A 14,486-nucleotide genomic window follows, 5' to 3' on the forward strand; every position below is an offset into this window, starting at 1 on the left:
GCTACAACCGCGCCGCCTCGCTCATGGAGCGCATGGAGAACGAAGGCATCGTCGGTCCCGCTAACCACGCCGGTAAACGCGAGATTCTGATCAACCATCTCGATATGGACGATTGATCCAGGGCAGGTAATTTGAGCCCAATCATGGAAAAGGCGGCCCCTTCAGGCCGCCTTTTAACATTCGTGAGAGGGATCGAATTACTCGATGACTTGAACGACCGTCCGCGTTTGCGGGTCGACCAAGACCGTCTGGTCGTTCACGATCGTATAGCTGTAGGGACTCCGAAGGCCGACGCTTTGCGGGACGGGATAGAGCCTCACGCGCGGCGGCAGAGGCTGGCCGATTGCCACTTCGTCGGTCACACGCATGGTGGGACGGCGCTGGGCGACCACATAGGTGCGAACTCTGTTCGATTCCTCGGCCGTGAGAGCGCCTCCGACCGCCGCTCCGGCGACGCCGCCGACCACGGCGCCGACGGGACCGCCGATGACGGCGCCGGTCAGCGCACCGCCCGCAGCCCCGGTGGCAGCACCCGCTTCGGTGTTGCTCTGGCAGGCGGCCAGGGGAAGAGCCAGGATAGTCAGGAGAGCAGCCGAGACTGGGAAGTAGTTGCGCATGACGGATTCCTTTCCGATTGGCTCCATGCGAACGCGGGAAAGCTTGGCCGGTTCCCTATCTTCCTATTCCGGGTAGGACAGTTCAAAGCTTAAAGATGTGAGCAACCCGGCCATTTGTCCTTGCGGTGTCAGCACTCAAATGCATCTGTCATGGCAGATAAAAGCATGGCCGGGAGGACAGAATGGCGGAGCGTTCCAAAGTTGCGATCGTGACAGGAGCGGGAACGGGAGTCGGCAAGGCGATCGCCGCCGGGCTGCTGAAAGCCGGCTACAGCGTCGTCATGGCGGGCCGGCGGCGGGACGCCCTGGAGGTGGCCGAACGGGAGATCGGGGCGGAAGGCGGCTCGACGCTCCTCGTGCCCACTGACGTGACGGATCCGGCCTCGGTTGCGGCCCTCTTCTCCACGACGAAACAGAATTTCGGGAGGCTCGATCTGCTCGTCAACAATGCTGGAACGGGCTCGCCTGCCGTTCCCCTCGAGGATATTCCTATCGAGCAATGGCAGAAGGTGGTGGCCACCAATCTCACGGGAACCTTCCTGTGCACGCAGGAGGCGTTCAGGATCATGAAGGATCAGAACCCAAGGGGCGGGCGGATCATTAATAACGGCTCCGTTTCCGCCTATGCCCCGCGCCCGCTCTCGGCTCCCTATACGGCCACGAAGCACGCCGTGCTGGGGCTGACGAAGTCCACCGCCCTCGACGGGCGCGCGTACGACATCGCCTGCGGCCAGATCGACATCGGCAACGCCGCCACCGATATGACGGCCAGAATGACGGAAGGCGTACTCCAGCCCAACGGGACCCTGGCGCCCGAGCCCAGGATCGATCCCAAGCACGTGGCGGATGCGGTGGTCTACATGGCCGGCTTGCCGCTCGATGCGAATGTGCTCACCATGACTGTCATGGCGACCAAGATGCCCTTCGTCGGGCGCGGGTGAGACACATTGCCGTGACAGTGACATTCCCACCTGGGAAGTAAGCTGGGCTGCCCCATCTCACTGGCATGGCCGGTCTCCGATCAGCCGCGACGTACGGCTTCCATTCAGCTTGTTCCGAGCAGGATGCGAGCCTCGGCAGATCATGCCGGTTGTCTTCCCATGGAGTGTAGGTTCCAGATGACGGCGGCGGAATGAGCGCGATTCTCGTCAAGATTTTTGCAACGGCCCTGACCTTGAGCCAGGTTCTCGTCGATCCGGCGACGGTCAAGACGAGCTTCGATCCCGCACGCGACAAGGAGCAGGTCTCACAGATCCTGAAGGATGGCTGCACCCATATGCGGCGCGCCTTCGATATCGAGGACATCAATCTCGACGATCTTATCGCCACCGCCATGGACGACCCGCAGGCGATCACGGGCGAGCTGAAGGTGCTGCAGGGCTTGAGCTTCAACGACCTGCAGGCGAGCTACCGGCAATTCTGCAAGGACGAGAAGGTGGATCCGCCGCCGGTCGACCTGAGCGAGGTGATCTCGTACTACAATGCGGCCGTGGCCGGGCTTCCCGATGCCGGGAAGCTGAAGGGCCTGCGGCTTCCCGGCGTCAGCGTGATCCTCGATGGAAACGGCAAGCGCTTCGCCGAAGTGTATGAGCCCGATCACCGGCGCATATGGGTTCCCTTGTCGGATATCCCGATGAGCGTGCAACATGCCTTGGTCTCGGCGGAAGACAAGCGCTTCTACCAGCACAAGGGCGTGGACGAACGTGGGGTGATCCGCGCCTTCATGGGTAATTTGACGAATCCCGGACGCCCCGCCGGCGGTTCCACGATTACCCAGCAGGTGGCGAAGAACCTCCTCGTCGGTGACGACGTCACCTACGATCGCAAGATGCGGGAAATGATCGTCGCTTCGCGGATCGAGCGCGTTCTCAGCAAGGCGGAGATCCTCGAAATCTATCTCAACTCCATCTATCTCGGCCGCTCCTCCTGGGGGATCGAGATGGCGGCACAGAGCTACTTTGGCAAAAGCGCCAAGGCGCTGTCCGTCTCCGAGGGGGCGCTCCTCGCGGGATTGGCGAAGGGCCCCAACTACTACAACCCGGACACCCAGCCGGACCGCGCCCAGGATCGCATGGCCTATGTCCTGAGCCGCATGGAGGACGATGGATTCCTGAAACACGACCAGGTGCAGCAGGCCGTCGCGTCCTTGCCTTCGCGGGTGCCGTTCGAACGCATCAGACGTAACACGGGCTTCTACTTCGTCGATCATGTGAGCCGGGATGCGCGGACGCTTGCCGATATCGAGAACCTGAGCGCTGGCGGCTACACGGTGCGGTCTACCATCAATCCCGCTCTGCAGGAGGCGACCGAGGCCGCCTTGCAGGAAGGTCTCGCCCGCTACGAGCTGAGCGTCGGGCGACAGCGCTATCAGGGCGCCGAGGCCAATCTCGCTAAAGCCATCAAGGAGCTCGAAAGCACGAAGGATGGCTCTCCAGCCTGGAAGCGGGCCTTGGAAGCTGTGCGACTGCCTCTCTACGACGTGCACTGGACGGCGGCTGTCGTCATCGAGAAGGGGAAGGATCGGAAGACCGGTGCCAATGTCCTTCGCGTTGGCCTCGCGGATGGGCGCGTGCTGCCTTTGAATGCCTGGGACGCGGCACGACGGGATCTCAAGCTCTATGACGTGGTGCGCGTCGAGGTGATCGAGCAGAAAGGCAAGGGTGCGGTTCGCGCCGATCTGCGCACGCCGCCCACCGTGCAGGGCGGGGCGGTCGTTCTGGAGAACAGGACCGGCCGCATCCTCGCCATGACAGGTGGCTTCTCCTATCCGTTGAGTCAGCTCAACCGGGCCACGCAGGCGCAGCGGCAGCCGGGCTCCGCGTTCAAGCCGCTGACCTATCTCGCGGCCCTGTCGAAGGGTTTGCAGCCCAACACGCTGATCTGGGATGCGCCGGTGACGCTGCCTCCGGTCGGTGGAGCGAATGCGGGGGCTGGCGAATCCTGGAGCCCGAAGAACTTCGACGGCGGACGGTCGGGCATCATGACTCTGCGCCGGGCGCTCGAGAATTCGAAAAATCTCGTGACGGCGCGTCTCCTCGATGGCGGTATCGAGGCCACGCCGGAACAGAGCCTGAAACGGGTTTGCGAGCTCGCGCTCGAAGCGCAGCTCTACCTGGAATGCACCCCCTATTATCCGTTCGTTCTCGGCGCGCAGCCGGTCCGGATTCTCGATCTGGCCGCGTTCTATGCAGCGGTTGCCAACGAGGGGGCGATGCCTGTGCCTCATGCCATCGAGAGCGTGGAACAGGATGGACGCACGATCTACAGCCGCAAGTCCAACTCGCTGGTCCGGCTCGGTTCAGCCGACGCGGTCGCCTTCTATCAATTGAAGACCATGCTGCAGGGCGTTCTGGAGCGTGGGACCGCCCGCTCGCTGAAGGCGCTTGCACCCTATGCCGGGGGCAAGACGGGAACGTCGGACAACGAGAACGATGCTTGGTTCGTCGGCTTCACCAATGACGTCACCATTGCCGTATGGGTGGGGCACGACAATGCCGACGGCAAGCGCCGGACCTTGGGCCGGGGACAGACGGGCGGCAAGGTGGCGGCTCCCATCTTTCAATCAATCCTCCAGGCGGCTTGGGACAACAATGTGCCGAAAGCGCCGCTCAACCCGCCTTCGCCTCAGGCGGCCAAGCAGATGATCGCCCTGCCGATCGATCTCAACACAGGCGACAGGTTGACCGATGGGCAGGGCAGGGGCTTCACGGAGCATTTCCGTCTCAGCTGGTTCGGGCGCCTGAACGAGACGCAGTACCGTCTCGTGCCGCAGTCGGAAGTCTACGCCTTCCGCAATCCCGATCCGTGGAGCGACGGCGAGGAGAGCGGCGGGCCGGACTACTACGAGAATGGTCCTTACGCGCAGGGGCCAGGATGGCTGGAGAGCCTGCGCCAGTCGGCTCCGCCCGCCCGCCGCCAGACTGAGCCCGAGCGGGGATTCCGGTGGTGGTGGGAGGACGATGCACCCCGACGTCCCCGAAGGGTGGACCCGGACTATTTCTGGCGTAACGGACAGGTTTACTGATGAAAGCGACAAAGCCGTTCGGACGGGTACTGGCCGTCTTGGGCACTCTTTTTGCCTCCACGGGCGCACTTGAAGCGCAGGATTTCAAGATCGACGAGGTTGCGTCCGTAACGGCCGTGGCGCCGGCCAGGCTGAAGCCCGGGATCATCCTTTTCAGCGATCATCGGGACGACAAGCTGGCCGATGCCGGAACGGGCCTGATCCGATTCGAGGATTGGGCGCGCGAGAGGCCCCTGCAGAAGCAGCTGCTCAGTCCCTATCCGGGCTATATCGAGCCGACCATCAAGGTATCGGTTCACGGTATTCCGAAGGCTTATACCGAGAAGCTCCACATGTATGTGGTGGAGGCGCGGTTCCTGATCGAGAAGGCGCCCGACACCATCGATCTCAAGCGTTACACCCAGGTCGAGGTGCTCGAAAAGATCGATCCCGCCATCAAGCACCGCCGCATCACGGCGGATCAGTCCGCCCCGCAGGTGGACCCGGAGAGCGCCTATCAGCGGCATCCGAATCGTCGCTGGTGCGAGCCGGAGGGAAGTCTTTGCATCGAGTCGCGTTATCCGCTGGAAGGCAAGCTGCCGGTCGGCATCCGGCTCGCCAACAAGCTGGAGGAGAGCGGCAAGAAAATTTCCGAGTTCATGGAGTTCCAGACGGAGATCCGCACGTTGCCGCCTGACGAGATCGAACGGGCCGGATACGCCAAGCTCACGGCTCTCGATGCTCCCGTGACCGGGGTGCTGGAACAGACGATCTTCCATGTGAACCAAGTCATGCAGTTCGGAAAGCTGGTGACCGTTCTTCAGCCCTATCCTGCCGATGCGGGCAGGACCGTCGCGACCGTGTTCATGACCCTCGCGGTCGAGACAGATGTCCTGGAACGCAAGAAGGAATTCGAGAGCGTTCCTGTTCTCAGGAACCTTATCCCGGCGCAGGTGCTGATGGGCAAAAGCTCCTTCAATTCCGGGACTTCAATCAGCGCTGGGCTCCCCGATTACGTCCGCAACCGCATCCGGGCCATCGCCGGTCAGCTCGGGCAATAAGCTCGCTGCGGCGCATCCGAAAACGAAAAAGCCCCGTTCCAGTGAGGCCGAACGGGGCTGCAGAGTCTGCGGAGGCGACAAGGGGTTGCGGGGAATGGTGCCTCCGTAACGGATTAAGCGTTCAACTTGATCAATGTTCCTTGTGAAATGTCATTCTTGAACCTTGGCCGGCATCAATTTTCCTTGATTGCGCCCTATTCGGAACCCTCATTCCTCTCTGAGCAACGACCACAGGTGTGGTGGAACGCCGCACAGGAGTAACAATCGCGCTTCGAGGTTGTTGGAGCCGGGCAGTCAGCGTTTCTTCCTCCCGAACTTGCCTTCCCTGGCCTTACCAGGGAAGGCCTTTTCGTTGGTGCTTGGACGGTCTTCTGGAGCAGCTTTCCTTCCATACTCTTCCGTTCGTAGGCCCGCACTGATATCTCCCGAATCGGTTTTCGGGTTTTAAAGGTCCTTCCGCCGGCTTGGCGGCGTGACCGATGCTGAAGAGGTGCCTTTCCATGGCCAAGGCCATTCATTCGATGATCCGGGTGCTCGACGAGCAGCGCTCCCTCGCATTCTATGAGAAGGCGTTCGGTCTCGCGGTCGCGGAACGGTTGGCGTTCGAGGGCTTCACGCTTGTTTATCTGAGCAACGGGGACAGCGAGTTCGAACTGGAGCTGACGATCAACCATGACCGGACGGAGCCCTATGCGATCGGCGACGGCTATGGGCATCTGGCTTTCTCCGTGGATGATCTTGAGGCGGAGCATGCCCGTTTCGACTCTCTCGGCCTGAGTTCCACGCCGCTCAGGGAGCTGAAGCTCGAAGGCAAGCCTCCCGCGCGGTTCTTCTTCGTGCAGGACCCGGACGGTTACAAGATTGAAGTGCTTCAGCGCGGCGGCCGCTACAAGTAACCTGGACCTGTCACGCCGCCGACAACCTATCTTGCCCGAGAGACACCCCTTGGCCATCCGTCCGATCGTTCGCTTTCCCGATCCTCGCCTGCGCCGGAAGGCAGAGGCCGTCGGCTCCATCGACGATGAGGTAAGGGGACACGCCCTGGACCTGACGGAGACCATGCACGCAGCCCCGGGGATCGGCATCACGGCGCCGCATGTCGGGATTCTCCGGCGGATCGTGGTGATCCAGTTGGAATCCGATCCTGCGCCGCACATCTATGTCGATCCGGAAATCGTCTGGTTTTCTCCCGACATGATCCGCCATGTGGAGGGGAGCGTCTCGATGCCGGGCGTCACCGACGAACTGGAGCGCCACGCCCGGGTGCGGGTGCGCTACAGGAGACTCGACGGGGCAGATCATGAGGAGGAGGCGGAGGGTCTGATGGCCGTCTGCCTCCAGCACGAAATCGATCAGCTCGACGGCATCTTCTGGATCGACCGTCTGTCGAAGTTGAAGCGGGACCGCCTGATCAAGCGGTTCGAAAAGCTCCATCGCATCAGGGCCTGATGGTGGAGGGTCTCTGTTGTTGGAGTTTGCAAGCCGTGTTCGAAATCTACCGCATTGAAACCGTAGCCTCGGAAGAGTCGGGCGGAGGTGTCATCCGCCGGATCATGGTGCGCACCGACTCGCTCGACAAGGCGAAGGAGCGGGCGCTGAAAGTCTTCTCGCTCGCCCGCCGTCCGCAATCCCGCGATCCGGAGGTCGAGGCCGTCCGCGTCCTGAACGGAGCCGGCCACGAGGTCTTTTCGATCAGCACCAGGGATTAGGTTCCTGTCCCTATCTGTCTGCTCGTCGACCGCCTGAGAACCGGAGCGCCTGGGGATAAGCCAAACACCATTTGACAGCGCGCGCATTCACCGGTACTTGCGCGCCTCCATCGCAAGAAATGCTCGATCGAGCGGCGAGCGATGCGAGGAAATGCGCGGGCGTAGCTCAGTCGGTTAGAGTGCCGGCCTGTCACGCCGGAGGTCGCGGGTTCGAGCCCCGTCGCCCGCGCCACTCTCCTCATCCGCAATCGCGGCACCGATCCCAAAACTTCAGCATGGCTCCAAAACGGGAGTTGCTGTGCGTTGGAAAGAACAGAGGAGCCGCGATGGGCCCCTCTGTCGTCTTCATCGTCTAGAGCAGTTTTCGGTGAAGTGGATCCGGTTCACCGTCAAAAATGCGGTCAAACAGAGAAGAGAGCTGACTCTACGTTCGTGGAAACAGCTCTTAGCTTCAGTCGACCCGTCAGGCGATCTTGCCGCCGCCCTTCTTCGTGACGACGAGCAGGGACGGGCGAGGCGGCATGCCGTCCTTGAAGTCCGGCCAGCGGGTGATCGGATTCTCGAAGCTCGCAGGAGCGCCTTCTTCCGCTTCGCCGGGGTGCTGCACGGCGAGGAACAGAGTCTCGTCGTTGGGCGTGAAGAACGGGCCGCACATTTCCGCTCCGACCGGAACCCGGAAGAAGTGCTTGGAGGTGCCGCGCATCTCACCTTCCGTTTCCAGGGCCCAGAGGCCGTCTGCCCGGCCGGTCGCCTTGGCGTTGTTGCCGTCGGTGGAGATCCAGAGCCGCCCCTGGCTGTCGATGGCGCAGTTGTCTGGCATGCCGAACCAGCCGTTCTTGGTCGTCTCCGACGAGAAGGTTGCGCCGACCGATGCCACGGCGGGATCGCCGCATTTTACCAGCACTTCCCAGGTGAAGGCGGTCGAGGCGTGGTCGCCGCCCTCCGGCATCATCTCGACGATGTGGCCGAAAGCGTTGTTCGCACGCGGATTGGCCGCGTCCACCTGATCTTCCTTGCGGCGCGTGTTGTTCGTCAGCATGACGTAGACGCGGTTGGTCTGCGGATTGGCCTCGATGTCCTCGGGACGGTCCATCTTGGTGGCCCCGAGAAGATCCGCCGCGCGGCGTGTTTCGATCAGCACGTCGGCCTGGCTCTTGAAGCCGTTGGCCTCGGTGAGGGGACCCTGGCCATGCACCAGCGGCAGCCATGTCCCCTTGCCGTCCGGGTTGTACTTAGCCACGTACAAGGTGCCCTCGTCGAGCAGCCCGAAGTTGGCGGCGCGGTTCTGCTTGTCGACCTTGCCTGCGGTGACGAACTTGTAGACGTAATCGAAGCGCTCGTCGTCGCCGAGATAAATCACGTAGCGGCCGTCGCTGTTGGTGATGCCCGCGGCGCCTTCATGCTTGGTGCGGCCGAGCGCGGTGCGCTTCTTCGGTACGAAGGTAGGATCGAACGGATCGATCTCGACCACCCAGCCGAAGCGGTTGGCCTCGTTCGGCTCCTTGGCGAGGTCGAAGCGGTCGTGGAACTTGCCCCAGGCATAGGCCGGCGTGCCGATGCCGTAGCGCTTATAGTTCTTCGCTTCGGGATGGGTGTCGCCGAGAGCGCCCCAGAAATAGCCGTTGAAGTTCTCTTCGCAGCTGAGCCAGGTGCCCCAGGGCGTCACGCCGCCGGCGCAGTTGTTGACCATGCCGTTCACCTTGCGGCCCGTCGCGTCGGCCGAGGTATTCATCCGGTCGTGGCCGGCCGCAGGACCCGTGATGTCCATGGGGGTCTCGGCCGTGATGCGGCGGGTGTATTTGGAATCCTTCACCACCTGCCATTCGCCGTTCACCCGACGGATCTCGACCACGGCACCGCCATGGGCGGCCATTTCGATGTCGACCAGGTCCTTCGTCATCCTGGCGAAGGCGACGTCCTTGGCATCCTGGATACCGACACCCGGGAACATCAGCTCCTCGTTGGTATATTCGTGGTTCGCCACGAGAAGGCCGTGGTCGCTGGAGCCGTCGATCGGAATGTAGCCGACGAAGTCGGTGTTGTAGCCGAACTGCCGAGCCTGCTTCTCCGCCGTCTGATTCTGCGGGTCGAATTCGGGCGTGTCGGAGAAAAGCGGGTCGCCCCAGCGCAGGAGTACCTTCGCATCGTAGCCTTCGGCGACGTGGTGGGTCTGGTCGACGCCTGCTTCGATCTCCTTGAAGTCGAAGGACCTGGCAGTCCCCTTCTTGGCCGGCTGCTCGTTGGCCGCCAGGGCGCGGGTGCCAACGGTCGCGGAGATCGCCGCAACGGCCAGGGAACCGCGCAGAAGGTCGCGGCGGTTGAAACGCGTGGCGATGATCTCGCCCATGGTGAGGTTGTGCGTCGGGTTCACACCGACATCACCTGAATCTTCCAGATCGCTTGCGCGCAGGCGGGCCTTGTGCTCGTCCATCTCGGCTTCTCCGTCTCCTGGGGACGGATTCGAGTTAGAACGGTTCCATGTAAGCTTGGTGACAGTCCAGCCGGTACGAGGCTTCGGCAGGGGACATTCCGAAGCGGATCGTATATGGTCGCGGGATGAGCAACGATGTTTCCGCACTCCGCGAGCAATTGTCGGACCAATGGCAAAAGGTCGCCATCGACCTGATCCGCAAGGGCATTCCGGCCGATCTCGTCTTTGAATCCCTCCTGACGGTCGGACTCGCCGGTCAGGTCGAGCTCCAGGGCAAGCACATGATGGCCGGCAAGCTCGTGGCCATCGCCGAGCAATTGTCAGAGCAGGTCAGGCAGGAGAAGGCCGCCCTGCAGGAGGCCTCCGGCGCGACGAAGAACTAGCCGTCCAGAAAGCGCTTTTCGACTTACGGCTAAAGCATTGCCAAAATCGTGCGTCGGGCCATGTACGAGTGCAACATCTGGAGTTACTGCCGCGTTAGCTCGGCGAAGCTCCACGAAGCGGCCATCGCTGCTTCTCCGCCCACCAGACGAAATGGGGTCATGCCCTCATGCAGCCGGCGCTAGACAGCAACACCTTGGACCGCCTGATCACTCTCGGACGTCAGCAAGGCCACCTCACGAACCGGGATCTCGAAGACAATCTGCCCATCGCATCCATGAGGGCGGAGGACATCGCCCTCATCGTCGTTCAGATCGAGGAGAGCGGCGTTCCGGTGGAACTGGACGGCAGCCTCCTGTCCTCGAATGCGAAGCCGATCCCCGCTCCCGCCCGAAGCGCCGTCATCATTCCCTTCCCGGATCGTGCTGCGGCCGCCCGGATGAAGCAGCGCAAGGTCCCCCTTCAGAAAGCGGCGGCATCCGCTCCCGCCGCCAAACCGGCAGGGCACAAGAGCCGGGCCGCCCATTGGGCAGTCGCCGCGGCAGGCTTCCTCGTGCTCGCGCTGCTGATCGGAATCGTCGCGATACTGGGCGTCTGACGCGACCCGCCAAACTCAGAGTTCCGCCCGAGCCTCGTCTATCAGGGGCAGAGGTTTGACGGCCGGCCCGGTGAAATGGGTGATGCTTAGGTCGTTCTTCGCGGCGGTCGTGAAGCCGAGATCGAGGAACGCCGTCTTCGGTTCGAAGAGGGATTTCGCTGCAGCCGTCGCGTCATACCCGAGAATGGGCTTCAGTTCGGGAACGACCTTCGGAGCCGGAGTTGGAACAAGCGCAGCTAGCGCACCCGGCGCCATATCCGGCATCCCGCCCACCGACGCGACCTGGATTTCCGACGGGCGCCTCGGCGGAAGAGGCGCGGCCGTCACCATGGCCTCCTTGACACTCTCTGCATCGGCCGAGGCAACCATCGTAGCCGGGCTCGGGGCCGGAGTCTCCGCCTGCGGCGGCGCAGCGTTCTTGCGGCCGAAGAGGTTGGCGAGCACGCCACCGATGGACGGACCGCCGCCGGCCGAGGCCTGGGTGGCGAGGGCGGCGTTGCGGGGCAGGATCTCGGCCTTTGCCAGCTCGTAGCCGGGGAGGGGCTTGCCGTTGGAGGGAAGGTGAAGGGTCTTTCCGTCGGGAAACAGCTGCGCGAGCTGTTGCTGAGTCATACGGGGCCACGCCCGCACGTTGCCGGTGTCCACATGGACGAAGGCGGAAGACGAATAATAGCCCACGCCGCCATATTGCATCTTCATGGCGATGGCGCGCAGGCGCGCGGTATCCACGTCGGGAAGGCGGATGTCCATGGCCTTGCCGAGCATGTGCTGGCTGTGCTCGGCCACGCCGCTCGACCGTCGGCGCAGGGCGCCGTTGGTTTCCGGCGACCGATAGGCGGAGATGATGTTGATGGGCTGCGACGAGCCGGATTCCCGATAGACTTCCCAGATGATGTCGAACAGGCGCGGGTCTATCTGCGCCGGCTTCTCGACCCGCCAATCCCGCAGGAACCAGTTGAGCTGCTGCAAGGCTCCAGAATCGTATTGCCCGTCACGACGGAAGGTGACGGTCAAGTTCTCACGCGTGTGGGTGTGATAGAAGCTGAGAGTGCGCGTGTCTCCGAAGGCGGCGGCGTCCTGGGTCCGGGCGGTCGCCATTATGAGAAAGGAAACCGCACTCAGGAAGCCGAATGCCAGATACGAAGCCGTCTTCCTACCGGGCAGGTATTTGCGTACGGATGCAGAGATCGTTCCGCATCCGCCATCCGATCGTCCGGATCGGGCGAAAATTCGCGCCATGGTTGTTGGTTCCCGCGTCCCTTGAGCGACGTGTGGCCGTTAACCATGGCAAAAATAGGCGCAAATCCTCCCTTTTCGCTTAATAAACCGATGCGGCGGTCTGGTTGCGCTTTGGTCGGTTCGACGGCGAGGACAGGACGACCACCTTCGTTCCGGTCGGCGTGTGGTTGTAAAGATCAATCACGTCCTGGTTGATCATGCGGATGCAGCCGGACGAAACATTGGTGCCGATGGTCCAGGGCTCGAACGTGCCGTGGATGCGATAGAGTGTGTCCTTGTTGCCCTGCCAGAGGTACAGCGCGCGGGCCCCGAGGGGGTTGCCGGGCCCGCCGGGCATGCCGGGTCCGCCGGGCAATTCGCCCATCTGGTTCATAAGCTCGGGCTGGCGGCCGAACATCTCCTTCGGCGGATACCAGTCCGGCCATTCCTGCTTGTCCCGGATGGTAGCGGTTCCGGACCAGCTGAACCCCGACCGGCCGACGCCGACTCCATAGCGCACGGCCATGCCGTCGCGCATGACGAGGTAGAGATAGCGCGACCGTGGATCGATCACGATGGTTCCGGGTGCCTCGGCGGTGTCATACTCGACCACGCGCCGCAGGAAGGCCGGGTTGATCCTTGACAATTGGATGCCCGGGATCGGGAAGAGATCGTCGTCGATCGGCCCGTATATGCGCTGATACGCAGACGCCTCCCGCATTGATTGGGCGAGGGCGCCGAGGTTCGGCAGAGCTGCGCCGGCGGCAGCGGCTCCGAGCATGAAGGTTCGGCGGCTGAGGTCCATGGTGCTCTCCCGGCATTCTTAACTCGACAATAAGAAGACGCAGGACCCGCCGTGTCGGTTTCATGCTAGCAGCTATGCTTCGAAGGTAATGAAAAGCCTGGCCGTTCCGATCCGAGGCGGCCGAGGGCAGGGGCCGCTTGTGATGGTGTTGGAAAATCTCTCCTGGTCATGGTTCGCCGGCGTCGGAATGCTCGGGGTCCTGTTCGTTCTGGTCCTCTTCTGGACCCGCAAGCCGCGCTACCGGCGCCATTCGATCATGACGGACAACGAGAGGGAGTTTTACCAGCGCCTTCTTGCCGCCTGCCCTGACTGCCAGATCTGGCCTCAGGTTCCGATCCTGGCGCTCGTCCGACCCGATGCCAAGGAAGGCAGCCGCGCGTTCTGGATGGCTTTCAAGAAGATCTCCAACACGCGCGTCGATTGGGTCGTCGTCCAGGATTTGGAGGTGATCGCCGTCGTGGAACTCGACGACCGATCCCACGATGCCCGGAAGGACGCGCAGCGCGACAAGGTCCTGAAGTCGTGCGGTTATCGCGTGGTCCGGTTCAGTTCTAGCCGCAGGCCCGATCCGTGGCAGATCCACGAAGCCGTCTTCCAATCCCAGTGAGGATTCAGGGGCGTTCCGCTCCCTGATTTTCGGCGCGGAAGCTCTCGAACACCTCTTGCCTTAAGGCATCCGGCTCCGAGAGGTAGCGGGCCGAGTGGTGGAACGGCGTGACGTTTCGGACCTCGGCCTCGCGGGCGATGGACCCGGATTCCTGCGCCGTCAGGTGGAGGGAGGCAACGGCGAGGGGACGGTCGCGCTCCAGGAAGACGGCTTCGATGAAGAGCTGGTCGGCCTGGCGGGCAAGCCCAAGAATCTTGGCCCGGTTCTCCGGATGGGGCGCAGCATCGGTGACATAGACGACCACCTGCCCGGGAGCGACGCGCAAGGCCCGCTCCTTCAGGTCGCCGAGGCGGATGTTTCGTCCTCCAGGAACAGCAACGGAATGATCGTCGGACAAGCCGATGCGGACCGCGCGCTTGGCCTCGTTGAGCCACGGACCTGCTGGCAGGTTCAGGTCGTCCAACGCCTCCCCCCATACATTTACCTGGAGAACCTCCCTCAAGGCGAAGGCGAGGGAAGGAATGCCGTGATCCAGGGCCACCGCGTCGATCCCGAACTCATCCTCCTTCCAGGCGACGCCCTTCGGAAACGTAGGCGGCTCGATGTCGCGCCGGGCAAAGGCTTCTCGCGCATGAAACTCTGCGGCCCGTGTCAGTCGGGAGCCGTCGTAATCCATAGCCCTCAGGCAGAAATCGACCGAATTCTCGTCCAGGAGGTTCCAGGTGAAGCCCCGGATCCGGTGCTCGATCTGGGCGGCAAAGCCCGGTGGGCCGATGAGGGTCAGGGGGAATGGGCGATGAAGGCACAGCCGGAACAGCCGATCGAAGCCAGCCATATGGTCGACATGGGTGTGAGAGACGAAGACATGGCTCACACGCAGCAATTCACGGGCGGAGAGCGTACTCACGTCGCCGAGGTCGAAGAGAATGGCCCGTCGGCCGTAACGGAAATCGAGATACACGCCTGGATCGCTGAACGGATCGTTCACGAGACGGGGTTGAACAAGCCAACTCATGCCGGGCCAACGGTTCCGGATTCGGCTGGTTCCTATGCGTA

15 protein-coding genes and 1 tRNA gene are annotated in these 14,486 nt (G+C 62.7%); 11 read left to right on the plus strand and 5 right to left on the minus strand.

From position 1 onward, the window contains the following. The coding region (locus OC446_RS31100) for a DNA translocase FtsK (RefSeq protein ID WP_410055113.1) at positions 1 to 116 on the plus strand (116 nt) is incomplete at its 5' end. Between the two features lie 81 nt (positions 117 to 197). Here OC446_RS31100 and OC446_RS22435 read toward each other — a convergent pair. Next, positions 198 to 617 carry a DUF1236 domain-containing protein gene (locus OC446_RS22435; RefSeq protein ID WP_262031238.1) on the minus strand — a complete coding sequence of 140 codons (420 nt, stop codon included), beginning with the start codon at positions 615 to 617 and terminating at the stop codon, positions 198 to 200. 182 nt (positions 618 to 799) lie between these two features. Here OC446_RS22435 and OC446_RS22440 point away from each other — a divergent pair, with 182 nt between their 5' ends. From OC446_RS22440 to OC446_RS22470, 7 genes are all read left to right on the plus strand, one after another. After that, positions 800 to 1,558: an SDR family oxidoreductase gene (locus OC446_RS22440; RefSeq protein ID WP_262031239.1), complete on the plus strand. Its 759-nt coding sequence runs from the start codon at positions 800 to 802 to the stop codon at positions 1,556 to 1,558. A 191-nt stretch (positions 1,559 to 1,749) separates the two neighbouring features. Further along, positions 1,750 to 4,641 carry a penicillin-binding protein 1A gene (locus OC446_RS22445; protein ID WP_262031240.1) on the plus strand — a complete coding sequence of 964 codons (2,892 nt, stop codon included), beginning with the start codon at positions 1,750 to 1,752 and terminating at the stop codon, positions 4,639 to 4,641. Next, complete coding sequence (locus OC446_RS22450; RefSeq protein WP_262031241.1) at positions 4,641 to 5,681, plus strand: hypothetical protein; 1,041 nt, start codon at positions 4,641 to 4,643, stop codon at positions 5,679 to 5,681. Before OC446_RS22445 ends, OC446_RS22450 begins: the two co-directional genes overlap by 1 nt. Positions 5,682 to 6,181: 500 nt before the next feature. Next, a complete protein-coding gene (locus OC446_RS22455; protein WP_262031242.1) occupies positions 6,182 to 6,577 on the plus strand; it encodes a VOC family protein in 396 nt (131 codons plus the stop codon). Positions 6,578 to 6,626: 49 nt separating this feature from the next. Further along, positions 6,627 to 7,130 carry a peptide deformylase gene (locus OC446_RS22460; protein ID WP_262031243.1) on the plus strand — a complete coding sequence of 168 codons (504 nt, stop codon included), beginning with the start codon at positions 6,627 to 6,629 and terminating at the stop codon, positions 7,128 to 7,130. Between the two features lie 35 nt (positions 7,131 to 7,165). Beyond that, positions 7,166 to 7,390 (plus strand): hypothetical protein, encoded by a 225-nt coding sequence (locus OC446_RS22465; RefSeq protein WP_262031244.1) that lies wholly within the window; start codon positions 7,166 to 7,168, stop codon positions 7,388 to 7,390. A 155-nt stretch (positions 7,391 to 7,545) separates the two neighbouring features. Then, positions 7,546 to 7,622 (plus strand) — tRNA-Asp (locus tag OC446_RS22470). A gap of 231 nt (positions 7,623 to 7,853) precedes the next feature. Here OC446_RS22470 and OC446_RS22475 read toward each other — a convergent pair. Beyond that, positions 7,854 to 9,821 carry a PhoX family protein gene (locus OC446_RS22475; protein WP_262031245.1) on the minus strand — a complete coding sequence of 656 codons (1,968 nt, stop codon included), beginning with the start codon at positions 9,819 to 9,821 and terminating at the stop codon, positions 7,854 to 7,856. A 125-nt stretch (positions 9,822 to 9,946) separates the two neighbouring features. On the opposite strand from OC446_RS22475, the gene OC446_RS22480 reads away from it, so the two are divergent. Together OC446_RS22480 and OC446_RS22485 are read left to right on the plus strand one after the other, a co-directional pair. Continuing rightward, the gene (locus OC446_RS22480; protein WP_262031246.1) at positions 9,947 to 10,204 is read left to right on the plus strand and encodes a hypothetical protein; all 258 of its coding nucleotides are present in this window, start codon (positions 9,947 to 9,949) and stop codon (positions 10,202 to 10,204) included. Positions 10,205 to 10,371: 167 nt separating this feature from the next. Beyond that, entirely contained in the window at positions 10,372 to 10,800 is a 429-nt protein-coding gene (locus OC446_RS22485) for an RNA polymerase sigma factor region1.1 domain-containing protein (RefSeq protein ID WP_262031247.1), read from the plus strand. Between the two features lie 15 nt (positions 10,801 to 10,815). On the opposite strand, the gene OC446_RS30870 is transcribed toward OC446_RS22485, so the two are convergent. Continuing rightward, the gene (locus OC446_RS30870; protein ID WP_315986529.1) at positions 10,816 to 11,898 is read right to left on the minus strand and encodes a DUF882 domain-containing protein; all 1,083 of its coding nucleotides are present in this window, start codon (positions 11,896 to 11,898) and stop codon (positions 10,816 to 10,818) included. A 220-nt stretch (positions 11,899 to 12,118) separates the two neighbouring features. Continuing rightward, positions 12,119 to 12,823 (minus strand): L,D-transpeptidase, encoded by a 705-nt coding sequence (locus OC446_RS22495; protein WP_262031248.1) that lies wholly within the window; start codon positions 12,821 to 12,823, stop codon positions 12,119 to 12,121. A 142-nt stretch (positions 12,824 to 12,965) separates the two neighbouring features. Here OC446_RS22495 and OC446_RS22500 point away from each other — a divergent pair, with 142 nt between their 5' ends. After that, positions 12,966 to 13,430 carry a DUF2726 domain-containing protein gene (locus tag OC446_RS22500; RefSeq protein ID WP_262031265.1) on the plus strand — a complete coding sequence of 155 codons (465 nt, stop codon included), beginning with the start codon at positions 12,966 to 12,968 and terminating at the stop codon, positions 13,428 to 13,430. Positions 13,431 to 13,434: 4 nt separating this feature from the next. Here OC446_RS22500 and OC446_RS22505 read toward each other — a convergent pair whose 3' ends face one another. Further along, the gene (locus OC446_RS22505; protein ID WP_262031249.1) at positions 13,435 to 14,445 is read right to left on the minus strand and encodes a ribonuclease Z; all 1,011 of its coding nucleotides are present in this window, start codon (positions 14,443 to 14,445) and stop codon (positions 13,435 to 13,437) included. Positions 14,446 to 14,486: the final 41 nt, after the last annotated feature.

The organism is Microvirga sp. Mcv34, from assembly GCF_024519725.1.
GTDB lineage: Bacteria > Pseudomonadota > Alphaproteobacteria > Rhizobiales > Beijerinckiaceae > Microvirga.